The organism is Mycobacterium sp. NGS22 (assembly GCF_059813095.1).
Genome location: NZ_JCALDY010000007.1, coordinates 136,972 through 160,937, shown reverse-complemented (window position 1 = coordinate 160,937; position 23,966 = coordinate 136,972). Strand labels below are relative to the sequence as shown.

The following is a 23,966-nucleotide window of genomic DNA, read 5'->3' as shown; positions in this document are numbered from 1 at the left end:
CCGTAAGCTAGCTGTCTGTGAGCATTCCGAATGTGCTGGCCGCGCGGTACGCCAGCGCCGAGATGGTGGCGATCTGGTCGCCCGAGGCCAAGGTGACTGCGGAACGGCGGCTGTGGTTGGCCGTGGTCCGGGCGCAGGCCGAACTCGGGGTGCCGGTGCCGGCCGAGGCGATCGCCGATTACGAGCGGGTGCTCGACGATGTGGACCTGGCTTCGATCGCGGCACGGGAGCGGGTGTTGCGGCACGACGTCAAGGCCCGCATCGAGGAGTTCAATGCACTGGCCGGTCACGAGCACGTGCACAAGGGAATGACCAGCCGCGACCTGACCGAGAACGTGGAGCAACTGCAGATCAGGCGCTCGTTGGAAGTGGTCTTCGCGCACGGGGTCGCGGTGGTGGCGCGGTTGGCCGAGCGCGCCGTGACCTATCGCGACCTGGTGATGGCCGGGCGCAGCCACAACGTCGCCGCGCAGGCCACCACGTTGGGCAAGCGGTTCGCCTCGGCCGCGCAGGAGACGCTGATCGCGTTGACCCGGTTGCGCGAGTTGATCGACCGTTACCCGTTGCGCGGCATCAAGGGCCCGATGGGCACCTCCCAGGACATGCTCGACCTGCTCGACGGGGATGGCGCCAAGCTGTCCGAGTTGGAACGCTCGATCACCGAATTCCTCGGCTTCTCAACGGTTTTCGACAGTGTCGGGCAGGTGTATCCGCGTTCGCTGGACCACGACGTGGTCTCCGCGCTGGTGCAGTTGGGCGCCGGACCGTCGTCGCTGGCGCACACCATCCGGCTGATGGCCGGCCACGAGTTGGTCACCGAGGGGTTCGCCGAGGGACAGGTCGGCTCGTCGGCGATGCCGCACAAGATGAACACCCGTAGCTGCGAACGGGTCAACGGCCTACAGGTGGTGTTGCGCGGCTACGCGTCGATGGCCGCCGAGCTGTCCGGTGCGCAGTGGAACGAGGGTGATGTGTTCTGTTCGGTGGTGCGCCGGGTTGCGTTGCCGGACAGCTTCTTTGCGATCGACGGCCAGATCGAGACGTTCCTGACGGTGCTCGACGAGTTCGGTGCCTATCCCGCGGTGATCCAGCGCGAGCTGGACCGCTACCTACCGTTCCTGGCGACCACCAAGGTGTTGATCGCGGCGGTGCGCGCGGGCGTGGGACGCGAAGTCGCGCATCACGTGATCCGCGAGCATGCGGTCGCCACCGCGCTGGCCATGCGCGAACGGGGCGCTGAGCCCGACCTGCTGGACCGACTGGCCGCCGACCCCCGGCTGCCGCTGGACCGGGCCGCGCTGGACGCCGCGCTGGCCGACAGGAAGGCATTCGTCGGTGCCGCCGGGGACCAAGTGGACGAGGTCGTAGCGCTGGTCGAGAAACTCGTCGAGCGCTATCCGGAGGCGGCCAAGTACACGCCCGCGGCGATCTTGTGACTGTGACGCTCACCCAGATCGATTTCACTGATCTGGGCAACTTCGCCCAGGGTTTTCCGCACGACTTGTTCGCCGTGCATCGTCGCGAGGCACCGGTGTACTGGCACGAACCGACCGATAACACCCCGGACGGCGAAGGCTTCTGGTCGGTGGCCACCTACCCCGAAACCCTTGCCGTGCTGCGCGATCCGGTGACCTACTCGTCGGTGACGGGCGGTGACCGGCCGTTCGGCGGCACGTTGCTGCAAGACCTGGCCATCGCCGGTCAGGTGCTGAACATGATGGACGACCCGCGGCACTCGCAGATCCGCCGGCTGGTCAGCTCCGGGCTGACGCCGCGGATGATCACCCGCGTCGAGGACGACCTGCGCACCCGGGCCCGCCGGCTGCTGGACGCGGTGGTGCCCGGTGAACCGTTCGACTTCGTGGTCGAGATCGCCGCCGAACTGCCGATGCAGATGATCTGCATACTGCTCGGAGTGCCGGAGTCCGAACGCCATTGGCTGTTCGAGGCCATCGAGCCGCAGTTCGACTTCGGCGCTTCCCGCAAGGCGTCGCTGGCGCAGCTCTCCCTGGAAGAAGCCGGGACGCGGATGATCACCTACGGCCAGGAGCTGATCGCCGCCAAACGCGCCGAGCCGACCGACGACATGTTGTCTGTGGTCGCCAACGCCACCATGCCCGGAGCCGACGACGCGATCATGTCCGATCTGGAGTTGTACCTGTTCTTCAGCCTGCTTTTCAGCGCCGGCGCGGAGACCACCCGCAATGCGGTCGCGGGCGGGTTGTTGGCGCTGGCCGAGCATCCCGCCCAATTGCGGTCGCTGCGGGCCGATTTCGGCCTGTTGCCGACGGCGATCGAGGAAATGGTCCGGTGGACTTCTCCGTCGCCTTCCAAGCGGCGCACCGCCACCCGCGACGTCTGCCTCGCCGGACAGTCGATCGAGGCGGGCCAGAAGGTGCAGATCTGGGAAGGATCGGCCAACCGGGACGACGATGTCTTCGACCGCGCCGACGAATTCGACATCACCCGAAAACCCAATCCCCACTTGGGGTTCGGACAGGGAGTGCACTACTGCCTGGGGGCGAACCTGGCGCGCCTGGAGCTGCGGGTGCTCTACGAGGAGCTGCTGTCCCGGTTCGGCGCCGTCCGGCTGGCCGAGCCGGTCGAATGGACCCGCAGCAACCGGCACACCGGCATCCGGCACCTGATCGTCGAATTGCGCGACGTCTAGCTCAGCCGGATTCCGCCTATTCGGCCGGCACCGGTTTACGATGACGCCGTAGAAGATGCCTGGTCACAGGAGCGGCGATGAATGAAGCACAGCCAGACACCGCGCACCCCGATCTGGTCGCCTGCTTTCGATCTCAATTCGAGGATTACTGCGAAACAAGAAGATTCACGTTCCTGCGCGAGTCCCGACGAGACCTGATCCCGGAGGTCACCACGTTCGGGGAGCTGGACCGGTGCGCCCGCGAAGTGGCGGTGTGGCTCGATTCCTGCCCGCAGGCCGATCGCCCGGTGCTGCTGTTGTTCGAGCAGGGCATCGAGTTCTGGATCGGTTTCCTGGGTTGCGTGTACGCCGGTGTCGTCGCTGTCCCCGCGCCCCTGCCCCACGACGAGCGAAGCCTGCAGCGCGTTGCCGGGATATTGCGCGACGCCGACACCAGCCTCACGCTGACCAGCGCCGGCCTGCGCGACATGCTCGCCGCGGGCATCGACGGTCTCGGACTAGACCGCAAGATCCACTGCGTGGCCGTCGACGACGGCGCGCTGGCGGACTCCGGCGAGTGGACCATGCCGGACGTCTCACCCGAGACCGTCGCTTTCCTGCAGTACACGTCGGGCTCGACCGGTGACCCCAAAGGTGTTGCCGTCACTCATGACAACGTCCTGAACAACGTGTCCGCCCTGGCGCAGGCTCTCGAGGTGACCGCCGAATCGGTTGTCGTCGGCTGGATCCCACACTTCCACGACATGGGCCTGGTGAGTGTGCTGGTCGCCTATTTCAGCCTCAGCGATGTCGTGGGCATGTCGCCGCTGGCGTTTCTGAAACAACCGATCCGGATGCTGAACGCGATCAGCGACTATCGCGGCACGCATGCCGCCGCACCCAACTTCGCCTACGATCTGATCGCGCGGCGGCTGACACCGGAGCAACTCGCCGGCCTGGACCTCTCGTCGTGGCAGGTGGCGCTCAACGGTGCCGAGCCCGTCCGCCGCCGCACCATCGAACGACTACAGGACTTGCTTGCTCCGGCCGGCTTCGCGGCCTCGGCCGCCCGTCCCGCGTATGGAATGGCCGAGGTGACGCTGCTCGCCACCGTCAGCCGCGGTGCCCAGCGTTACCTCGACGCCGATGCCGAGGACCTCGAGCAGAACCGGTACACGCCCGGGGCGGGACGTTCGGTCAGCCTGGTCAGTTCCGGTGCACCCGGACCCGGCATCGAGGTACGCATCGTCGAACCGGACACGCTGGAGTGCCTGCCCGAAGATCGCGTCGGCGAAATCTGGTTGCGGGGCCGCAGCGTCGCCAGCGGTTACCACAACCGTCCCGCGGAGACGGCCGAGCGATTCCGCGCTCGCACCGCCGGGGGCGAAGGCCCGTACCTGCGCACCGGCGACCTCGGCTTGCTGCACGACGGTGAGTTGTACGTCACCGGGCGGCGGAAGGATCTGCTGATCGTCAACGGCCGCAACCTGTACCCACAGGACATCGAAGAGTTCGTGCAGACCGTGCACCCCGCGCTGGCCGGTTCGCGCGGAGTCGTCGTCTCGGTCGATGTCGACGACGCCGAGCGACTCGTAGTGATCCAGACCGTCAAGGACGGCTTACTGGCCGAGACGACCTACGACGAACTCGCCACCGCGCTCAAGCGCGCCGTCGCACGCGCCTTCGAGGTTCCGTCCCCGGGTGTGGTGTTCGTCGGACGCGCCGGAATCCACCTCACGACAAGCGGAAAGGTGCAGCGCGCCTCGATGCGCACAGCTTTCCTGAAGTCCGAACTCACCGACGTTCTGCACGCCAGCCCGGCCCCCGGCTGAGGGCTCCAAGAAACTCTTTAGAACGCTTCAAGCGCTGCGCCTCAAAGTCTTTGCAACAGCAGTTCCGCAACGACTCGAGGAGCAGGCCATGATCGCGAACCACCGCCCGATATTGCGCTGGCTGACCGCCACTCTCGCCTCGTCTCTGGAGGTCGCACCCTCTACGCTTGACCCCATGGTCCCGTTGGCCGACATGGGTGTCGACTCGGTTCGCGCGGTCGGTCTGGTCGGCGAGATGGAGATGTTCTACGACATCGACGTCGATCCGACGCTGATCTTCGATTACCCGACCCTGTCCCACATCGCCGAGTACATCAGCTCGGCCCTAGTGGAGCAGTCAGAAGCCGTCGCGTAATGACCGACATCGCCGTCGTCGGATTGGACTGCCGGTTTCCCAAGGCGAGCGACCCGGCCGCGCTGTGGCGGCTGCTGATGGGCGGCGAGGACGGCATCGACGAGATCCCCGCGTCCGCGCGGTGGGACGCCGCCGCGCTGCAGCAAGACGGGACCATCAACCACCGCAGCGCAGGTCTGATCGCCGACGCCGACGCTTTCGACAACGATTTCTTCGGTATCCCGCCCCGCGAAGCCGAAGCCATGGACCCGCAGCAACGGTTGCTGTTGCAAACCGCTTGGCGCGCAATCGAAAACGCCACCCTGGATCCGCGTGGGCAGGCCGGTTCCCACACCGGGGTGTATGTCGGCGTGATGGCCAACGAATGGGCACACCTGCAGATGCGCGACTACGGCCGGATCACCGCCCAAACCGGCACGGGCAACGGCTATTTCATGACGGCCAACCGGCTGTCCTATCAGTTCGACTTCAAAGGCCCCAGCCTCGCTGTCGACACCGCTTGCTCCTCGTCACTGGTCGCGGTGCACCTGGCGGCCCAGGCGCTGCGCAACCACGAGTGCGACCAGGCGCTGGCCGCCGGGGTCAACCTGACGCTCACCCCGGCGCTGAACGCGTTCTACACCCAGGCCGGTCTGGCCGCGCCGGACGGAAGGTGCAAGCCGTTCAGCGCATCCGCCGACGGGATCGGCCGGGGCGAAGGCGTCGCGGTGATCGTGCTGCGGCGACTGGCCGACGCGCTAGCCGAGCGGTTGCCCGTCTACGCGGTGATCAAGGGCAGCGCGGTCAACAGCGACGGCCGCAGCAACGGCATCACCGCGCCGAACCGCTGGGCGCAGCAACAGCTCGCCGCCGCGGCGTACCGCGCCGCCGGCATCGTCCCGGCGCAGATCAGCTTCCTGGAAGCGCACGGCACCGGCACCCTGTTGGGCGACATGATCGAGGCGCGAGCACTCGCCCACACCCACCGCCGCGGACGGGAAAAGCCTTGCGCGATCGGCTCGATCAAGGGCAACCTCGGCCACACCGAAGGCGCCGCGGGTATCGCCGGCCTGATCAAGGTGGTGCTCAGCCTGCACCACCGGGTGGTCCCGCCCACCCGATTCGCCGACGACGAGAACGCACAGCTGAAGCTGCACGACGGTGGCCTGCGGTTGCTTGCCGAGCCGATGGAGCTGCCGGACGAGGTCGTCTACGCCGGGGTCTCCAGCTTCGGCATCGGCGGCACCAACAGTCACGTGGTGCTCGCCACTGCCGTCCCGGAAGACGCCGCGCCGGCCGCCGCCGGAGGTGGTGTGCTGACGCTGTCGGCCGATTCGTTGGAAGGGCTGCAGCGCAACGCTGTTCGGCTTGCTGATGACCTCGAGAACAGCACTGTGCCGCTCGCGCAGCTGTGCTGGTCGAGCAACAGGATCAAGGCCATGGGCAAGATGCGCATGGGGATGGTCGCCGACGACCGCGCTTCAGCGGTCGCGTCGCTGCGCGGTGCGGACTTCGACACCGGCACCGCGGGCGGCATGTCGGCGGGCTGGCTGTTCAGCGGTCAAGGAACCCAATATCCGGGTATGCACACGGCTTTCGCCGCAGCCGGCGCGGCCTTCCGCGACGCGTTCGAGCGAGTCGAGACGACGATGCTGCCTTATCTCGGCCTGCGTCTCGGGGAGGTGATGGACGACGACCGCATCCACCGCACCGAATTCGCCCAGCCTGCGATATTCGCCGTGCAGTACGCGCAGGCGCAGGCGCTCCTCCAGGCCGGGGCCCAGCCCGCCTGGCTGCTCGGCCACAGCATCGGTGAATTCGCTGCCGCCGCCGTCGCCGAGGTCATCAGCCTGGACGACGCGTGCCGGCTGGTGGTGGCACGCGGACAACTGATGCAGCAACTGTCCGACGGTGGCGCCATGTTGGCGGTGCGCGCACCGATCAGCGAAATGCCCGACCTGCCAGTCGATCTCGCCGCAGTGAACGGAACCGGAGAGTTCGTGCTGTCCGGGGCACGCGGCGACATCGAGCGGGCGGCGACGATCCTGACCGGGTCGGGTGTCGAGGTGCGCCGGCTCAACGTGTCGCACGCTTTTCACTCGGGGCTGATGGAACCGATGCTCGCGCAGTTCGCGGCGGTCGCCGCGCAATGCTCCTACCAGTCACCGGCAGTCCCGATCTTCTCCACCCGGCACGGCAGAGAGCTCGGGGACGACGAACCCATGGACGCCGACTACTGGACGGCGCACATCCGCGCCACCGTCCGGTTCGCCGATGCGGTGACCGACGCACTGGGAGCCCAACCCACACACCTCGTCGAGTTCGGATCCAAGCCGACGCTGGGCCCCATGATCACCCGGTCGCATCCTGATGCGCCGCCCACGCTGAGCGTCGCCAACGGCATCACCGAAGCCGTCGTCGCGCTCTACCGCGACGGGCTGAATCCCGAATGGAGCGCGCTGTATCCCCCGCAGGCCAGGTTCACGCACCGACTCAGCGGCTACGAATTCACCCGCAAGCGCTTCACCATCACCGAGCAAGCCGGCCCACCCGGCATCGCCACGCCCAGCACCGGCAAGGAGTCCACGATGGACAACCTCATCGCCCTGTTCCGCGAGCAAGCCGCGGTGCTGGCCGCCTGCCAGGGAGCCGAACTGCCGGCCGGACAGCCCGAATCGGAGGCAGCGGCCGACGTGGCGGATCTCGTGCGCGCCGAGATCGCCCGCCTCAGTGGGTTCCCCGTCCAGCAACTGCGCCCGGGCCGGGCCATCGTCGGGGACCTGGGCTTCGACTCCATCATGGTGACCAACCTGATCAGCGGCCTGCAGCGCCAACTCCCCAGCGCGACAGTCGATCTGGCGGCGTTCGGGCCTCAGACGACAGTCGGCGACGTGATCGTCATGGCCGGGGGACAGGGATCGACTTTGGGGGCGGTGGATGCGCCGCAGCCTGCCGTCACCCCACAGTTCCGCATCGGCGATTTCGAGGAGGTCAAAGCGCTGGCCGACCGGATCGCGCAGGTCGAAGCGGCCGGCATCGACAATCCCTACTTCGTGGTCAACGACGGCGTCACCACTGGTACGTCGTTCATCAATGGCGTTGAGGTGGTCAACTTTTCGAGCTTCAACTACCTGGGCATGTCCGGTCACCCGCGGGTGGCCGAGGCCATGGCGGACGCGGTGCGCCGCTGGGGCAGCTCCTGCTCGGCGTCGCGGCTGCTGTCCGGTGAGAAGCCGATCCACCGCGACCTCGAGCAGGAGTTGGCGAATCTCCTTGGCACGCAGGATGCTTTGGCACTGGTCAACGGCCACGCCACCAACGTCACCGTGATCGGGCACCTGCTCGGCGAGAGCGACCTCGTCATCCACGACAGCCTCGCGCACGACAGTATCGTGCAGGGCTGCAAGCTATCCGGGGCCACCCGTCGACCCTTCCCGCACAACGATCCCGCCGCGCTCGACGAACTGCTGGGCAACATCCGCCACCAATATCGCCGGGTGCTGATCGTCATCGAAGGCATCTACAGCCAAGACGGCGACATCGCCGACCTGCCCGCCTTCATCGACGTCAAGAACAAGCATCGGGCGCTGCTGATGATCGACGAGGCACACAGCATCGGTGTGATCGGCGCGACGGGCGGCGGCATCGGCGAGCACTTCGGCGTCGACCGGGACGACGTCGAATTGTGGAGCGGCACCATGTCGAAGGCGCTGGCCGGCTGCGGTGGCTACGTCGCCGGCAGCCGGGAGCTGATCGAATTCCTGAAGTACACGACGCCGGGCTTCATCTTCAGCGGCGGCCTGCCGCCTGCCATCGCGGCGGCGGCGCTGGCCGCGATCAGGGTGATGCGCAGCGAGCCCAGCCATCTGCGGCGGCTGCACGAGCTGTCGGCGCTCTTCCTGCGCCTGGCCCGCGCGGCGGGTCTGGACACCGGCGACAGCGAGGGCACCCCGATCGTCCCGTGCATCGTCGGCAGTTCGCTGACGGCGCTGCAGTTGTCGAATGCGTTGCTCAAGCGCGGCATCAACGTCAACCCGATCCTGTATCCGGCCGTGCCGGAGGACCAGGCGCGGCTGCGGTTCTTCATCACCAGCTGCCACACCGAAGAGCAGATCCGGTATGCGATCGCGGCGCTCACCGAGGAGCTGGCGATCATTCCGTGCGGAACCTGATCCCGGCCGCCCGCAGCTCCAGGGCCGCCAGTCCCCGCATCACGACGGGATCTTCGTAGCGCCACCCGCCGACCGGGTCCGCACTGACCGCGGCCAGTTTCGCCGGGGAACGATTGGCCAGCGCGCGCAGCGCCAGCAGCTGCTGACCCGCGGCGGTGCCGGCCAGCGCTGTCACGATCCACTTGCGCCGGAAGAAGCGGACGCGCAGGTACAGCCACGGCATCGTGACCGCCAGGATGGGCGGCAACGCGACCGCCAACGCCAACACCCAGGCCAGCCAGCTCGCGGTGGTGTCCAGGTTGTGCCCGGCGCCCGCGATGTCCAGCGCCGCCTCGCTGGCCGCGTTGAGCGGCTGGCTCAGCGCGTCACCCAACAACGGAACGTTGTGTGCGCTGTGCCCGGCCGAGGCCAGGTTTCCGGCGACCCCTTTCGAACCGGCCTCCACTTGCCGTCCCGCCTCGGCGATCGTCGCGATGGCCTCGTGGACGGCGAAACCGACGAGCACCCAGATCACCGTCCACACCGAAACGATGATGTCGCTCATCAGTTGACCGAACAGACGGACGGGCCGGGTCGAGTAAGGCAGATAGCGGGTCATGACACCGATACCAGCACAGCCGGCAGCAGAATGGGATTGTCTTTTCCCGCGGCGGCGCCCGATAGGCTGACCCGATGCGACCCGCATTGTCCGATTACCAGCATCTGGCCAGCGGCAAGGTGCGTGAGATCTACCGCGTCGACGACGACCATCTGCTGCTGGTCGCCACCGACCGGATCTCGGCGTACGACTACATCCTGGACAGCACCATCCCGGACAAGGGCCGCATCCTGACCGCGATGAGCGTGTTCTTCTTCGGTCTGGTGACGGAACTCGACGGGGTGCCCAACCACCTGGCCGGACCGCCGGACGATCCGCGCATCCCCGACGAGGTGCTGGGCCGCGCGCTGGTGGTGCGCCGGCTGGAGATGCTCCCGGTGGAATGCGTGGCCCGCGGCTACCTGACCGGCTCAGGGTTGTTGGACTACCAGGCCACCGGGAAGGTCTGCGGCATTCCGCTGCCGCCCGGGTTGGTGGAGGCCAGCAAGTTCAGCACGCCGTTGTTCACGCCGGCGACCAAGGCCGCGCTGGGTGACCACGACGAGAACATCGACTTTGACCGGGTGATCGAGCTGGTCGGCGATGTGCGCGCCGAGGAGTTGCGCGACCGCACCCTGCAGATCTACGGGCAGGCCGCCGACCACGCGCTGAGCCGGGGAATCATCATCGCGGACACCAAATTCGAGTTCGGCACCGATCCCCAGGGCAACCTGGTGTTGGCCGACGAGATCTTCACGCCGGATTCGTCGCGCTACTGGCCGGCCGCCGACTACCGCCCGGGTGTGGTGCAAACCGCGTTCGACAAGCAGTTCGTCCGCAACTGGCTCACCAGCGCCGAATCGGGCTGGGACCGGCACGGTACCGAGCCGCCGCCACCCCTGCCCGACGACATCGTCGACGCCACTCGCGGTCGTTACATTGAGGCATACGAACGGATTTCGGGTCTGCGGTTCGGCGACTGGATCGGTCCCGGCGCATGACGCAACGGCTCTCGCCGCCGGTCGCCAAACGTTTGGACACCCGTCGCGAACATCACGGTGACGTCTTCGTCGACCCCTACGAATGGCTGCGCGACAAGGAAAGCCCCGAAGTCCTCGCCTACCTCGAGGCCGAGAACGCCTACGTCGACGCACAGACCGCCGATCTGGATCCGTTGCGGCAGAAGATCTTCGAGGAGATCAAGGCGCGCACCAAGGAAACCGACCTGTCCGTGCCGACCCGTCGCGGCGACTGGTGGTACTACGCGCGGACCTTCGAAGGCAAGCAGTACGGCGTCCACTGCCGTTGTCCGGTCACCGATCCCGACGACTGGACCCCGCCGCAGTTCGACGAACACACCGATATTCCCGGCGAGCAGGTGCTGCTCGACGAGAACGTGGAAGCCGACGGTCATGACTTCTTCGCGCTGGGTGCGGCCAGCGTCAGCCTGGACGCCGAACTGCTGGCCTACTCCGTCGATGTCGTCGGCGACGAACGGTACACGTTGCGGTTCAAGAACTTACGCACCGGTGAGGTCTATCCCGACGAAATCCCGGGCATCGGCGCCGGCGCGACCTGGGCGACCGACAATCGCACCGTCTACTACAGCACGGTCGACGAGGCGTGGCGCCCGGATACGGTGTGGCGCTACCGACTCGGCGCGGGGGAGCCGTCCGAGCGGGTCTATCACGAACCCGACGAACGGTTCTGGCTGGGGGTCGGGCGCACCCGCAGCAACGCCTATGTGCTGATCGGGGCGGGTTCGTCGGTCACCTCCGAGGTGCGCTACGCCGACGCGGCCGATTCCCACGCGGAGTTCACCGTCGTGTTGCCCCGCCGCGAGGGTGTCGAGTACTCGGTCGAGCACGCGGTGGTCGGCGGCGAACAGCGGTTCCTGATCCTGCACAACGACGGTGCGGTCAACTTCACCCTGGTCGACGCCCCGGTGGACGATCCGAGCCGGCAACGCACCCTGATCGCGCACCGCGACGACGTCCGGTTGGACGGCGTGGACGCCTTCGCCAATCAACTGGTGGTCAGTTACCGGCGCGAAGCACTGCCGCGAATTCAGTTGTGGCCGTTGCAAGCCGGCGGCGATTACGGGGAGCCCGAGGAGATCGCCTTCGATTCCGAGCTGATGTCTTCGGGGTTGGGCGCCAATCCGAACTGGGACTCACCGAAGCTGCGGGTCGGGGCCGGGTCCTTCGTGACGCCGGTGCGCATCTACGACATGGACCTGGTCACCGGGGAACGCGCCCTGCTGCGGGAACAGCCGGTGCTCGGCGGATACCGTCGCGAGGACTATGTGGAACGGCGGGACTGGGCGGTCGCCGACGACGGCGCCCGCGTCCCGATCTCCATCGTGCACAAGGCTGGTATCGAATTCCCGGCACCGGCAATGGTTTACGGCTACGGCGCGTATGAGTTGTGTGAGGATCCGCGGTTCTCCATCGCCAGACTGTCGCTGCTGGATCGCGGAATGGTGTTCGTGGTCGCCCATGTGCGCGGCGGCGGCGAGATGGGCCGGCTGTGGTACGAGCACGGCAAGCTGTTGCAGAAGAAGAACACCTTTACCGACTTCATCGCGGTCGCAACGCATCTGGTGGACTCCGGACTGACCCGCCCGCAGCAGCTGGTGGCCCTCGGCGGCAGCGCGGGTGGACTGCTGATGGGAGCGGTGGTCAACATGGCGCCGGACCTGTTCGCCGGGATACTGGCGCAGGTGCCTTTCGTCGACCCGTTGACCACGATCCTGGATCCCTCGCTGCCGCTGACCGTGACCGAGTGGGACGAGTGGGGAAATCCCCTGGACGACGGTGACGTGTACGCGTACATGAAGTCCTACTCGCCGTATGAGAACGTGGCCGAACGGCCCTATCCGGCCATCCTGGCGATGACGTCGCTGAACGACACCCGGGTGTACTACGTGGAGCCGGCCAAGTGGGTCGCGGCGCTGCGGCACAGCAACACTGACGGAAAGCCGGTGCTGTTGAAGACGCAGATGAAGGCCGGCCACGGCGGGATCAGCGGTCGCTACGAGCGATGGAAGGAAACCGCGTTCCAGTACGCCTGGCTGCTGTCGACCGCCGGTGGTTAGCCGGCTGGGCGTTTGGGCAGGAATGACGCGGGGATCAGGGTCGTGATCAACAGGACTGCCGCGATCGTCAATACCACTGTGTAACAACGCGAAAGATCCTGCAGCAGATGGCTGGCGAAATCGGCATCGAGGGTCCGCGGGGGTATGGCGTTGGGATCGACGGGAACCTGGCGCCGTACGGCCTCCTGACGGAGCCGCACGAGTTCGTTTGCCGCGGTGATGTTTTGGCTGCGGTTGAACTGGCTGGTGAGGACCATCGACATCAGCGCCGTCCCGATCGAACCGCCCACCTGAAGGTTGACGCTGATCAACGTCGACCCGCGGGCGATCTCGTGCGGAGCCAGCGCCTGCACCGAAGCCCCCGACAGCGGCATCATGGTGCAACCCGTTCCCATGCCCATGACGACCAGGGCTGCCACCATCAGCGGCAGTTAGGCGGACTGCCGGGCGACAGCGAGGGTGAAGATGCTGAGCCCCACCGCGATCAGTGAGATGCCGAACAGGACGCTCTTGCCGGGACCTTTGCGGTCCATGAAGATCCCGGCCCACGGCATGGTCAGCATCGCACCGATGCCCTGCGGGATCAGGTGCAGGCCGGATTGCATCGGCGTCAGGTGCATGACCTGCTGCAGATAGCTGGGGAGCAGCAGCATGGAGCCGAAGAAGGCGACCGCGAACAGAAAGCCGGTGATGTTTGCGTTGGTGACCACCGGATTCTTGAACAGCCGCAGGTCCACGAGCGGGTGATCGGCGCGGAACCAGGCGTGGAACAGGAACGCGACGATCAGGATCAGGCCGATGGTCACCGGTATCAACACGTGCCGGTCGGCCACGCTGCCGCGTCCGGGAATGGAGGAGACCCCGAACAGGAAGGTGGCCAGACCGGGGGAGAGCAGCAGAGCTCCGACCGCGTCAAACGTCTCCGAGGGCGCCGGATCGTCCCGCGGAAACACGTACGCGGCAAGGACGAACGCGCACAACCCGATCGGCAGATTGATCAGGAAAATCCAGGGCCAGCTGAAGGCGCCGATCAGCCAGCCTCCGACGATCGGACCGCCGATCGGGCCCAGCAACATAGGAATGCCCAGCACCGACATAAGCCGGCCCAACCGCTTCGGGCCCGCCACGCGGGTCAGGATCATGAACCCCAGCGGCATCAGCATTCCGCCGCACATGCCCTGTACCGCACGAAACACATTGAGCAGCAGAATGTTCGGCGCGATTGCGCACAACAGGGAGCCCACCATGAACGCCAGCACCGAACCCATCCACAGGCGTTTGGTGCCGAAGCGGTCGGCGGCCCAGCCGGCTATCGGGATGACGGTGGCCAGCGCCAGCGTGTAGCCGGTCATGGTCCAGCCGACCACGGCCTGCGTCGACTCGAACTCGGCGATGAAGGTGCGTTGCGCGACGCTGACGACGGTGCTGTCCAGGCCCATCATCATCGAGGCGAGAATGCAGACGCCGGCTATCCGCAGGGTCGCTGCGTCCAGCTTGTCGGGGTAGTCGACGGTCTCGACGGGTGTGGCAACTGCCTCGTCCATGGCGTTGCTGAGCATATCTAATCGATCGGGCCTGCCCCGACGCGTCGTCCGTTTCGGGCGCGATAGACGCCTGCCGGCAGCGTGTCCTTCACCGTCTCGACATCTGACCTCGGCAAACTACAAGCGTGTCTGGAAAATTGATCGTCTCGGTCTCGGGGATCGGCGAACACACCCTGGACGACGTGCAGGACTTCTGCGCGGAGATGGATGCCCGCTCCGTCCCTGTCTCGTTTCTGGTGGCACCCCGCCTTGGTGAGCAATACCGCTTGGACCGCGACCCCCACACCGTCGACTGGCTGACCGCGCGCCGCACGAACGGAGACGCCCTGGTCCTGCACGGTTACGACGAATCGGCGACCAAGAGGAGGCGCGGGGAGTTCGCCACCCTGCACGCCCACGAGGCCAACCTGCGGCTCAAGGGCGCCGACCGGGTGCTCGAGCATCTGGGGCTACGCACCCGACTGTTCGCCGCGCCGGGTTGGCTGGTCTCGCCGGGAGTCGTCAAAGCCTTGCCGGCCAACGGTTTCCGGCTCCTCGCTGATGCCTACGGGGTGACCGATCTGGTGCGGCACAGTACCGTGCGGGCGCGGGTGCTCGGGATCGGCGAAGGTTACCTGGCCGAGCCGTGGTGGTGCCGGATGGTCGTGATCTCGGCCGAGCGGACCGCCCGGCGCGGCGGGGTGGTCCGGATCGCGGTCGCGGCGCGGCACCTGCGTAAGCCCGGGCCGCGGCAGGCCATGCTGGACGCCGTCGACCTGGCCCTGATGCAGCAGTGCACGCCGATGGTCTATACCTGGCAGGCCGACAAGGCGGTTCTGGACGCCGCTTAGCGCTCGTTGAGGGCCGCCGTGCGGGTGGCACTAACCTGTACCGACATGAGCGATGCGAGTCCCGTCCCGGACGGGTTCGAAGCCGACGCGATCATCGTGGGAGCCGGACTGGCCGGGCTGGTTGCCGCCTGCGAGCTGGTCGACCGCGGGTTGCGGGTGCTCATCGTGGACCAGGAGAACAGCGCCAACGTCGGCGGGCAGGCGTTCTGGTCGTTCGGCGGCCTGTTCTTCGTCGACAGTCCCGAGCAGCGCCGGCTCGGGATCCGCGACAGTCACGAACTGGCCCTGCAGGACTGGTTGGGCACGGCCGCCTTCGATCGGCCCGAGGACTACTGGCCCGAGCAGTGGGCGCATGCCTACGTCGATTTCGCGGCGGGAGAGAAACGCAGCTGGCTGCGGGCCCGCGGGCTGAAGCTCTTCCCACTGGTCGGCTGGGCCGAGCGGGGCGGTTACGACGCTCAGGGACACGGCAATTCGGTGCCGCGCTTTCACATCACCTGGGGCACCGGGCCCGCGCTGGTCGAGATCTTCGCCCGGCAACTGCGCAACCGGCCCAATGTACGGTTCGTCCACCGCCACCAGGTCGACCGGCTGATCGTGGAGCGGGAGGCGGTGACCGGCGTGCGGGGCACCGTGCTGGAGCCCTCCGACGAGCCGCGCGGCGTGCCGTCGTCGCGGAAGGCTGTGGGCAAGTTCGAGTTTCGGGCCTCGGCGGTGATCGTCACCAGCGGCGGCATCGGCGCCAACCACGACCTGGTGCGCAAGAACTGGCCGCGGCGCATGGGCCGCGCGCCCAAGCAGCTACTCAGCGGGGTGCCGGCCCACGTCGACGGCAGGATGATCGGCATCGCCCAGAAAGCCGGCGCGCGGGTGATCAACCCCGACCGGATGTGGCACTACACCGAGGGCATCACCAACTACGACCCGATCTGGCCGCGGCACGGCATCCGGATCATCCCCGGCCCGTCGTCGTTGTGGCTGGACGGCGCGGGCAACCGGTTGCCGGTCCCGCTGTATCCCGGGTTCGACACGTTGGGGACCCTGGAGTACATCGCTCAGACGGGCTACGACTACACGTGGTTCGTGTTGAACGCCAAGATCATCGAGAAGGAATTCGCGCTGTCCGGGCAGGAACAGAATCCCGACCTGACCGGGCAGAGCGTTCGGCAGTTGGTGCGCTCCCGTGCCCGATCCGGTCCACCCGGGCCGGTGCAGGCGTTCGTCGACCGGGGAGTGGACTTCGTCAGCGCGGACTCGTTGCGCGACTTGGTCGATGCCATGAACGAGTTGCCCGACGTGCAGCCGCTGGACTACGACACCGTCGAGGCTGCCGTCACATCCCGGGACCGCGAGGTGGCCAACAAGTTCACCAAGGACGGACAGATCACCGCGATCCGCGCGGCCCGTACCTATCTGGGCGACCGACTGGGACGGGTGGTGGCGCCGCACCGCCTGGTCGACCCGAAGGCCGGGCCGCTGATCGCGGTCAAACTGCACATCCTGACTCGAAAGACGTTGGGCGGCATCGAAACCGACCTGGATTCACGGGTGTTGAAGTCGGACGGTACCCCGGTCACCGGTCTGTATGCGGCCGGAGAGGTCGCGGGTTTCGGCGGCGGAGGTGTGCACGGTTACCGGGCCCTGGAGGGGACGTTCCTGGGCGGCTGCATCTTTTCGGGTCGGGCCGCCGGGCGCGGCGCCGCCTCCGACATCACCTGAGTTGCTCGGCACTAAAAGGTGACCGCCCTCGGCGCTAGAAGGTGACCGCGTCCTCCTCGGGGAGTACCTGAAAGTCGGTGCTGGTCATCTCGGTCAGCCGGCCGTAGTAGATGCCGCGCGCGTCGGGCGCCACGATGCCCTGGTGGATCGGCACCGCCCGCGCGGGGTTCACCGCGCGCAGGTAGTCGACGGCCTCGGAGATCTTCATCCAGGGCGCCGCCGCGGGAGTGGCCAGCACGTCCACCGGCTCGTCCGGCACGAACAACGCGTCACCGGGATGCATCAGCCGGGCGGGGTGCTCGCCGTCGCCGACCAGATACGAAATGTTGTCTACCACAGGGATTTCCGGGTGGATGACGGCGTGACGCCCGCCGACCGCCCGGATGGTCAGCTGCCCAACCGAAAGCTCGTCGCCGACGTGCACCGCGCGGCACGGCTCGCCCAGCTGCGCAGTGGTCTGCGGGTCGGCGTACAGCGCGGCGTCCGGGTTGCCGTCCAGCAACGCCGGCAGCCGGGACACGTCGACGTGGTCGGGGTGCTGATGCGTGATGACGATGGCGGACAAGCCGGTGATGCCCTCGAATCCGTGCGCGAAGCTGCCGGGATCGAAAAGCAGCTTGGTTGGACCGAACTCGGCGAGTAGGCAGGAATGCCCGAAATGGGTCAGTTGCATGTTTACGATTGTGCCTTGATGGGGGCGGTGCAGCTGAGGATGTTTCTGGCGACGATGATGGTCGCCGGCACCCTGGTCCTCGCCGTGGCGACGGTGATCGTAGCGACGCCCGCGCACGCCGATCCGCAAACGTGTCCGCCGATCTGCGATCAAATCCCGGCGACGGCCTGGATTCAGCACCCGTCGGTGCCGCTCGACGCCGTGTACCGGTGGCCGGCCTTGGCGGGCGTGGCCGTGCCCATGACCGGCGGTGCCCCGACACCCCAATTCAGGTTCGAGCAGGTCTGCAACACCCCAGCCTTCCCGCGGGACAGCCGCGACTCCGCGGTCTCGTCCCGCGCGCTGGTGACTCATTCCGACGGCCAGTGGCAACTGCAGGCGCTGATCCTGCACTGGCGCGGCGACACAGCTCGGGGCGGCGCCGTCGCGGCGTCGGTGTACGGCACCGCGGTCGCCGCGCTGCGCGGCTGTCAGCTCGGCGCCCCCGCCCAGTCGCCGTCGGTCACCGACGACGAGCCGACGCGTATGGCGGCGGTGATCAGCGGACCGGTCGTCATGCACACCTATCTGGTGGCGCACGCGGCCAGCAGCACGATCAGCGAGCTCACATTGTGGACGACGGGGTCCCCGGAGGTGCCGTGGCCGGTGCTCTCCGACGCCGCGGTCCTGGACGCCATCACCGCCCCGTTGTGCGAGGCCTACCTCGGCTCCTGCCCGTGAACACTGAAATGTTCTCTGCTGCTGCGGCTTTCCGGTAGGTTCGGCGAATGGTCACCGTCGACGTGCTGTACAGCGCGGCCATCCATCCGTGGCCGGAGCTGCGGGACAAGGTACTGCGCGCCGAAGCTGAGGGGTTCGGCACGGCGTGGGTGTTCGACCACCTGTCCGGTGCGATGCTCTCGGGAACCCGGATGCTGGAGTGCTTCACACTGGCCGGTGCGCTGGCCGCGGCCACCTCGTCGATCCGGATCGGCACCCTGGTGGTGAACGCGGCCAACCGGCCGGCCGGAGTCACGGTCGCGGCGGCCGCTTCGGCGCAGGAGATCAGCGGCGGGCGCTTCGTGTTCGGCCTCGGGGCCGGCGCCGCGCCGAGCAGTCCGTGGTCGCGGGAGCACCAACTCCTCGGCATCCCGTTGGCCGACTCGATGCCGCTGCGTCATCAGCGTCTGATCGAGGTGCTGGACCTGTGCGACGCCCAGTGGAACCCCGCCAGGGAAGCGACCTGGGCCGGTTTTCCGTTGCCGACGCCCAGGCCGCCGGTATTGCTCGGGGTCAACAGCATTGCGCTGGCCGAAATCGCCGGTGCCCGGTGCGACGCGTTGAACGTAAACCTCGAGCATCCCCGCATCGCCAAGTTCTTCCAGGCGGCCCGGACCGCGCGCGCCAGATCGTCCCGATCCGCAGACCCGCTGACGCTCAACGCCTGGACCGCGCTGTCCGAAGCCGCCCTGGACCCCGCCGGCGAAGCGCACCGACGGATCACCGACCTCGGCGGCGACGGACTGATTCTGGTCGCCTGACCACACCCCGCCGATCGCCGGTAGAGTTGGCTCCGGCCTGCCGCCTGGACTGTTGTCTGCCGGGTGGACCCACTTTCGACAGGAGGAGCGCGTGGCCCGGGTGGTCGTGCACGTGATGCCCAAAGCGGAGATTCTGGACCCGCAGGGTCAGGCGATCGTCGGCGCGCTGGGGCGCCTCGGACATCCGGGGATCTCAGATGTGCGGCAGGGCAAGCGGTTTGAGTTGGAGGTCGACGACTCCGTCGACGACTCCGTGCTTGCCGAGATCGCGGAATCGCTACTGGCGAACACCGTGATCGAGGACTGGACGATCAGCCGGGACCCGCGGTGACGGCCCGTATCGGCGTCATCACCTTTCCAGGCACCCTCGACGACGTAGATGCCGCCCGCGCGGCGCGACTGGCCGGAGCCGAGGCCGTCAACCTCTGGCACGCCGACGCCGACCTCAAAGCGGTCGACGCCGTGGTGGTGCCCGGCGGTTTCTCCTACGGCGACTACCTGCGCGCGGGGGCGATCGCCCGGTTCGCGCCGGTGATGGGCGAAGTGGTCGCCGCGGCCGGTCGCGGCATGCCGGTACTGGGAATCTGCAACGGTTTCCAGGTGCTGTGTGAGGCCGGGCTGCTGCCCGGCGCCCTGACCCGCAACGCCGGCCTGCACTTCATCTGCCGCGACGTGTGGCTGCGCGTGTCCTCGACGTCGACGGCGTGGACGTCTCGTTTCGAGTCCGACGCGGACGTGCTGATCCCGCTGAAGTCCGGTGAGGGCCGCTACGTGGCGCCGAAAGAAACCATCGACGAGCTGGAAGGCGAGGGCCGGGTGGTGTTCCGCTACCGGGACAACCTCAACGGCTCTCTCAACGACATCGCCGGTATCAGCTCGGCCAACGGCCGCGTCGTCGGACTGATGCCGCACCCCGAACACGCCACCGAAGCGCTGACCGGCCCTTCCGACGACGGCCTGGGCCTGTTCTACTCGGCGCTCGACGCGGTGCTGACCGCCTGAGACTCAGGCCGACAGGCTCACGTAAGACCCTGCGGCCGTGCGCAATTCGTCGAAGGAGGCGCTGATCGCGTCGGTCGCGTCGTGCGGGTCGGCGAATGTCCGGTCGTCGGTGAGTACCGCGACGCCGAGCTGGTCGGCGTAACTCCAGACGGTGATGTTGACGGGTGCGCCCGGTGACAGCACGCCTGTGGAGTAGATCTCGGTGACCGGCGCGCCGCCGAAGTGGCCACGCCGACGCGGTCCGATGACGCTGGACACCGCGACGTTCATGATCTTGTTGGGCGCGTCGCGCCGGCCCAGCCACCGGAACATCGCCGGGGCGACGGCGGCCGGCAGGTAGTTCATCAGTCGCCCGTACAGCCTGGGGCCGAGGAGTTCGTGATCTTCCTTGGCCACCCGGGTGGCCAACGCCACCAACCGCACCCGTTCCATCGGGTCGGCGACGTGAACCGGCAGTGACACCGACAGACCGCTGATCTCGTTGCCGCTGACGCGGTCTGACTTGTCGGTGGCCGTCGGGACCGACGCGATGATCGGACGATCGGCGATCCCGTCGTAGTCGAGCAGCAGCGTCCGTAGGCCTCCGGCGGCGGTGGCCAGGATCAGGTCGTTGATGGTGACACCCAAGTCGGCTGCGGTCGCCTTGACATCGGCCAACGGCAGTGCGGCGCTGGCGAATCGGCGCTGCGGCGACACGACGTGGTTGAGGAAGGTGGGCGGAGCGTCGAACCCGGCGGCCAGATCGGGATGGCTGCCGCGCTCGCGGGCGCGGCGGCGCACCCGGGCCATCCCCAACGCGGCGTCCTTGACCAGACCCGGCAGTTCGGCGATCTGCCGCACATGGTCACGCATCGCCTGGCGCACCAGCGGTGCGAACGTCGTTGTGCCGCTGCCTTCTTCGCCCGCGACGAGGGTCATCTCGGTCAGATCCATGGCGCGCGCCAGCAGGTTCGCCGAAGCGACGCCGTCGGCCAGCGAGTGGTGCACCTTGCCGATCACGGCGTACCGGCCGTCGGCCAGTCCTTCGGCGAAGTGGAACTCCCACAGGGGTCGGCTACGGTCCAGCGGCGTGGACGCGATCTCGCCGATCACCCGATCCAGTTCGCGGCGTCCACCCGGTGCCGGGATCTGCACCCGCCGTAGGTGGTAGTCCAGATCGACGGCGCAGTTCTCTTGCCACATCGGGTGATTGAGCCGCCACGGCACCTCGACCAGCCGGTAGCGCAGGGGCTCCAGCTGGTGCAGTTTGCGCTGCAGATGCCGCCGGAAGACGTCGAATCCGAACGTCCCGTCGAAGCCCGACGCGTCGATGACGGTCACCTTCAAGGTGTGCGTGTGCAGATTGGGCGTCTCGCTGTAGAGCAGCATCGCGTCCATGCCGTTGAGCCTTCGCACGTCACGGCCTCCGATCAGCCCAGGATGGGCAGCCGGCGCTGGCCGGCCAAGCGATCCAACGCTTCCTGCATCACCGCACGGACATGGGCGTCGACCTCGGCGACATCGGGATCCTCACCGAACTCGGCGAGGATGTCGATGGGCTCGAGCACCTCGGTGACCACCTTGGCGGGCAGCGGCACGTTCGGCGGGAAGAACACGCTCAGGCCGAACGGAAAACCGAAGCTGACCGGCAGGATGTCTGACCTGAACCTGTTCAGGCCCAGGCGGCGGGCCAGCCAGTTGCCGCGGGTCAGGAACAGTTGGGTCTCCTGAGCGCCGATCGACACCGTCGGAACGATCGGCACCCCGGCCTCGATGGCCGTCCGGACGTAGCCGGTGCGTCCGTTGAAGTCGATGGTGTTCGCGCTGAACGTGGGCCGGTACGAGTCGTAGTCGCCGCCGGGAAAAACCAACACCAGCGCGCCGGAGTGCAGCGCTTCGGCGGCGTTCTCCCGGCTTGCCTCGATCACCCCGAGTCGGCGCAGCCAGCCGTCGATGGGTCCCATGAACAGGCCGTAGTGGCCCAGGGTGTAGACCGGCCGGTCGTAGCCGAAAGCGTCGTAGTAGGCCGGGGAGAAGATGAACACGTCCGGGGTGAACATGCCACCGGAGTGGTTGGACACCACCAACGCACCGCCGGCCGGCGGGATGTTGTCGAGGTTCCGCACCTCCGCGCGATGCCAGACTTTCATCGCGGGCGCGACGGCATCGATGACCTGCTTGGTGAACGCGGGATCCCACTTGGCGATCTCGCGGTGGTCAGGGGTGTTGCTGGCGGCGCCCATGAATGTTCTCCGATTGCGTTTGATATCCGGCCTGTGATGGGAATTACCCCTTTAGACCTCTCTACGTCCGTAGAGAACATGCTACTCTCAAATTAAGAGAATGTCATTATCACCGGATGTGGCATACCGCACATATGGCGAGGTCAGGGGAGAGAATGCCCGAGAAAGTTCTGGTCACCGGAGGATTCGGACTCGTCGGTTCGCAGACCGTACGACGGCTGGCCGCGGACGGCCATCAAGTGGTCGCCACCGACATCGGCACCTCCGCCCAGCGCAAAGCCGCCAGGGCACTGCCGGCGGGCGTCAAGGCGCGCTGGGCCAACCTGACCGACCCGGACGCCGTGGCGACTTTGGTCCCAGAGGTCGAACCGACGGTGATCATCCATCTGGCCGCGGTCATCCCGCCGGTCATCTACGGCAAGCCTGACCTGGCGCGCCTGGTCAACGTCGACGCCACCGTCTCGCTGCTGCGCGCCGCCGAGTCGTGCCGGCGTCCACCCCGCTTCATCCAGGCGTCCAGCAACGCCGTGCACGGCGCCCGCAACCCGCACCGTCACCACGAACTGCTCACCGCTGAGAGCCCGGTGGATCCCTCGGATCTCTACGGCGCGCACAAAGCCGAGGCCGAGCAGCACGTCCGCCACTCCGGCCTGGACTGGGTGATCCTGCGACTCGGCGGCGTCATGAGCGTCGACCCCGGTGCGATGCCGTTCACCCTCGACGCGCTGTTCTTCGAAAGTGCGCTGCCGGCCGACGGGCGGATGCACAGCGTCGATGTCCGCGATGTCGCGGCCGCATTCGCCGCCGCGACCACTGCCGCACGGGATGCCGTGGTGGGCGAGATCCTGCTGGTTGCCGGCGACGACTCGCACAAGTTGCGGCAGGGCGAGGTCGGCGCCGCGCTCGCCGCCACCCGCGGTCTGAACGATGTGCTGCCGGTCGGCCGGCCCGGCAATCCCGACAGCGACGAGGACTGGTTCGTCACCGACTGGATGGACACCACCCAGGCTCAGCAGGCATTGGCATTTCAGCAGCACAGCTGGCCGGACATGCTGGCCGAGATGCGTGCGGCGACCGGTTGGCGTCGCCATCCGATGCGACTGGTGGCACCGCTGGCGCGGATGCTGCTGCGGCGACGTGCGGCGTACCGGGACGCGCCGGGCTGCTACGCCGACCCGTGGGGTGCGATAGGCCGCAAACTGGGCGAGCCGCGCGTGGACAAGGTGCTGATCGGCTGACCGTCAGCCGGCGTCGAGAAGCAACGGCGCGGTCGGCAGTTCGACGGCCGGGTCCAGCCTGCGGAAGAGGTCGATCGCGGCGCTGAGGGCGCGGTCGGCGAAGGCCGCGAAGTCGTCGAAGCTGACCTGCTCGCCGAACCAGCGGGATTGCTCGGCGGTGACGCCGATGCGCTGCGGATCCGACGATGCGTGCACGATCGCCGTGATGTCGCGGTTGTGCTCGTTCCAGCTGTCGGCGAACTGAGACAGGTGGGCGCGCTCGATGGCCGGGAAGAAGCACGCCGGTGTGACCCGGATCGTGCACACGTCGGCGTGCAGGGCCGGGATCTCGAGGTGGACGTGCAGGCGCCGGCTGTCGGAGAGGACGAAGAAGAACTCGCCGTCGTGCCGGCCCCGGAAGAAGCGCCGACCGCGGCTATACAGATAGCGTTCGATCAGGCTGGTGCTGAAGGGCTCGGCCGAAAGCGCAGTCATGGTAGCCATGCTGAGGCCGGCGGCTATGCGAATCCTTCTGCGACGGACAGCGATTGCCAAGAATCAGTTGAGAATTCGCTGA

At 67.4% G+C, this 23,966-nt stretch carries 19 protein-coding genes and 1 pseudogene; 14 read left to right on the top strand and 6 right to left on the bottom strand.

The window, feature by feature from the left end:
* Positions 1-17 precede the first annotated feature (17 nt).
* The 5 genes from purB (at position 18) to AC5Y47_RS09010 (ending at position 8,988) form a co-directional block, all read left to right on the top strand.
* Complete coding sequence (gene purB, locus AC5Y47_RS09030; protein ID WP_499943580.1) at positions 18-1,436, top strand: adenylosuccinate lyase; 1,419 nt, start codon at positions 18-20, stop codon at positions 1,434-1,436.
* 2 nt (positions 1,437-1,438) lie between these two features.
* A complete protein-coding gene (locus AC5Y47_RS09025) occupies positions 1,439-2,671 on the top strand; it encodes a cytochrome P450 (protein ID WP_499943579.1) in 1,233 nt (410 codons plus the stop codon).
* A 77-nt stretch (positions 2,672-2,748) separates the two neighbouring features.
* Positions 2,749-4,482, top strand: coding sequence for a fatty acyl-AMP ligase (locus AC5Y47_RS09020; RefSeq protein WP_499943578.1), 1,734 nt, complete (start codon positions 2,749-2,751; stop codon positions 4,480-4,482).
* A gap of 88 nt (positions 4,483-4,570) precedes the next feature.
* On the top strand, positions 4,571-4,837 hold the full coding sequence (locus tag AC5Y47_RS09015) for an acyl carrier protein (RefSeq protein ID WP_499943577.1): 267 nt from the start codon (positions 4,571-4,573) through the stop codon (positions 4,835-4,837).
* Positions 4,837-8,988 (top strand): type I polyketide synthase, encoded by a 4,152-nt coding sequence (locus tag AC5Y47_RS09010; protein WP_499943575.1) that lies wholly within the window; start codon positions 4,837-4,839, stop codon positions 8,986-8,988. Before AC5Y47_RS09015 ends, AC5Y47_RS09010 begins: the two co-directional genes overlap by 1 nt.
* On the opposite strand, the gene AC5Y47_RS09005 is transcribed toward AC5Y47_RS09010, so the two are convergent.
* On the bottom strand, positions 8,969-9,586 hold the full coding sequence (locus AC5Y47_RS09005) for a hypothetical protein (protein WP_499943574.1): 618 nt from the start codon (positions 9,584-9,586) through the stop codon (positions 8,969-8,971). The two genes, AC5Y47_RS09010 and AC5Y47_RS09005, sit on opposite strands and share 20 nt — an antisense overlap.
* Positions 9,587-9,660: 74 nt before the next feature.
* Between AC5Y47_RS09005 and AC5Y47_RS09000 the strand changes: the two genes are divergently transcribed.
* Together AC5Y47_RS09000 and AC5Y47_RS08995 are read left to right on the top strand one after the other, a co-directional pair.
* A complete protein-coding gene (locus tag AC5Y47_RS09000) occupies positions 9,661-10,566 on the top strand; it encodes a phosphoribosylaminoimidazolesuccinocarboxamide synthase (protein ID WP_499943573.1) in 906 nt (301 codons plus the stop codon).
* A complete protein-coding gene (locus AC5Y47_RS08995) occupies positions 10,563-12,662 on the top strand; it encodes a S9 family peptidase (protein WP_499943572.1) in 2,100 nt (699 codons plus the stop codon). The genes AC5Y47_RS09000 and AC5Y47_RS08995 overlap by 4 nt, the downstream gene beginning before the upstream one ends.
* 2 nt (positions 12,663-12,664) lie before the next feature.
* Here the strand turns inward: AC5Y47_RS08995 and AC5Y47_RS08990 are convergent.
* Positions 12,665-14,221, bottom strand: a pseudogene (locus tag AC5Y47_RS08990) (DHA2 family efflux MFS transporter permease subunit); the annotation flags it as partial.
* A 110-nt stretch (positions 14,222-14,331) separates the two neighbouring features.
* Between AC5Y47_RS08990 and AC5Y47_RS08985 the strand changes: the two are divergent.
* Together AC5Y47_RS08985 and AC5Y47_RS08980 are read left to right on the top strand one after the other, a co-directional pair.
* Positions 14,332-15,036 carry a DUF2334 domain-containing protein gene (locus AC5Y47_RS08985; RefSeq protein ID WP_499943571.1) on the top strand — a complete coding sequence of 235 codons (705 nt, stop codon included), beginning with the start codon at positions 14,332-14,334 and terminating at the stop codon, positions 15,034-15,036.
* A 24-nt stretch (positions 15,037-15,060) separates the two neighbouring features.
* Complete coding sequence (locus tag AC5Y47_RS08980; protein WP_499943682.1) at positions 15,061-16,755, top strand: FAD-binding dehydrogenase; 1,695 nt, start codon at positions 15,061-15,063, stop codon at positions 16,753-16,755.
* A gap of 34 nt (positions 16,756-16,789) precedes the next feature.
* Here the strand turns inward: AC5Y47_RS08980 and AC5Y47_RS08975 are convergent, their stop codons facing one another.
* A complete protein-coding gene (locus tag AC5Y47_RS08975) occupies positions 16,790-17,428 on the bottom strand; it encodes an MBL fold metallo-hydrolase (RefSeq protein WP_499943570.1) in 639 nt (212 codons plus the stop codon).
* Here AC5Y47_RS08975 and AC5Y47_RS08970 point away from each other — a divergent pair.
* From AC5Y47_RS08970 to purQ, 4 genes are all read left to right on the top strand, one after another.
* A complete protein-coding gene (locus AC5Y47_RS08970; protein WP_499943569.1) occupies positions 17,405-18,148 on the top strand; it encodes an ATPase in 744 nt (247 codons plus the stop codon). The genes AC5Y47_RS08975 and AC5Y47_RS08970 overlap by 24 nt on opposite strands.
* A 47-nt stretch (positions 18,149-18,195) precedes the next feature.
* Positions 18,196-18,948 carry an LLM class flavin-dependent oxidoreductase gene (locus AC5Y47_RS08965; protein WP_499943568.1) on the top strand — a complete coding sequence of 251 codons (753 nt, stop codon included), beginning with the start codon at positions 18,196-18,198 and terminating at the stop codon, positions 18,946-18,948.
* A 91-nt stretch (positions 18,949-19,039) separates the two neighbouring features.
* Positions 19,040-19,279: a phosphoribosylformylglycinamidine synthase subunit PurS gene (gene purS / locus AC5Y47_RS08960; protein ID WP_499943566.1), complete on the top strand. Its 240-nt coding sequence runs from the start codon at positions 19,040-19,042 to the stop codon at positions 19,277-19,279.
* Positions 19,276-19,950, top strand: coding sequence for a phosphoribosylformylglycinamidine synthase subunit PurQ (gene purQ, locus AC5Y47_RS08955; RefSeq protein WP_499943564.1), 675 nt, complete (start codon positions 19,276-19,278; stop codon positions 19,948-19,950). The genes purS and purQ overlap by 4 nt, the downstream gene beginning before the upstream one ends.
* 3 nt (positions 19,951-19,953) lie before the next feature.
* On the opposite strand, the gene AC5Y47_RS08950 is transcribed toward purQ, so the two are convergent.
* Positions 19,954-21,345, bottom strand: coding sequence for a WS/DGAT/MGAT family O-acyltransferase (locus AC5Y47_RS08950; RefSeq protein WP_499943563.1), 1,392 nt, complete (start codon positions 21,343-21,345; stop codon positions 19,954-19,956).
* A gap of 14 nt (positions 21,346-21,359) precedes the next feature.
* Positions 21,360-22,172: a lysophospholipid acyltransferase family protein gene (locus tag AC5Y47_RS08945; protein ID WP_499943562.1), complete on the bottom strand. Its 813-nt coding sequence runs from the start codon at positions 22,170-22,172 to the stop codon at positions 21,360-21,362.
* 155 nt (positions 22,173-22,327) lie between these two features.
* Between AC5Y47_RS08945 and AC5Y47_RS08940 the strand changes: the two genes are divergently transcribed.
* Positions 22,328-23,410, top strand: coding sequence for an NAD-dependent epimerase/dehydratase family protein (locus AC5Y47_RS08940; RefSeq protein WP_499943561.1), 1,083 nt, complete (start codon positions 22,328-22,330; stop codon positions 23,408-23,410).
* Positions 23,411-23,413: 3 nt separating this feature from the next.
* Here the strand turns inward: AC5Y47_RS08940 and AC5Y47_RS08935 are convergent, their stop codons facing one another.
* A complete protein-coding gene (locus AC5Y47_RS08935; protein WP_499943560.1) occupies positions 23,414-23,884 on the bottom strand; it encodes a hypothetical protein in 471 nt (156 codons plus the stop codon).
* Positions 23,885-23,966 lie beyond the last annotated feature (82 nt).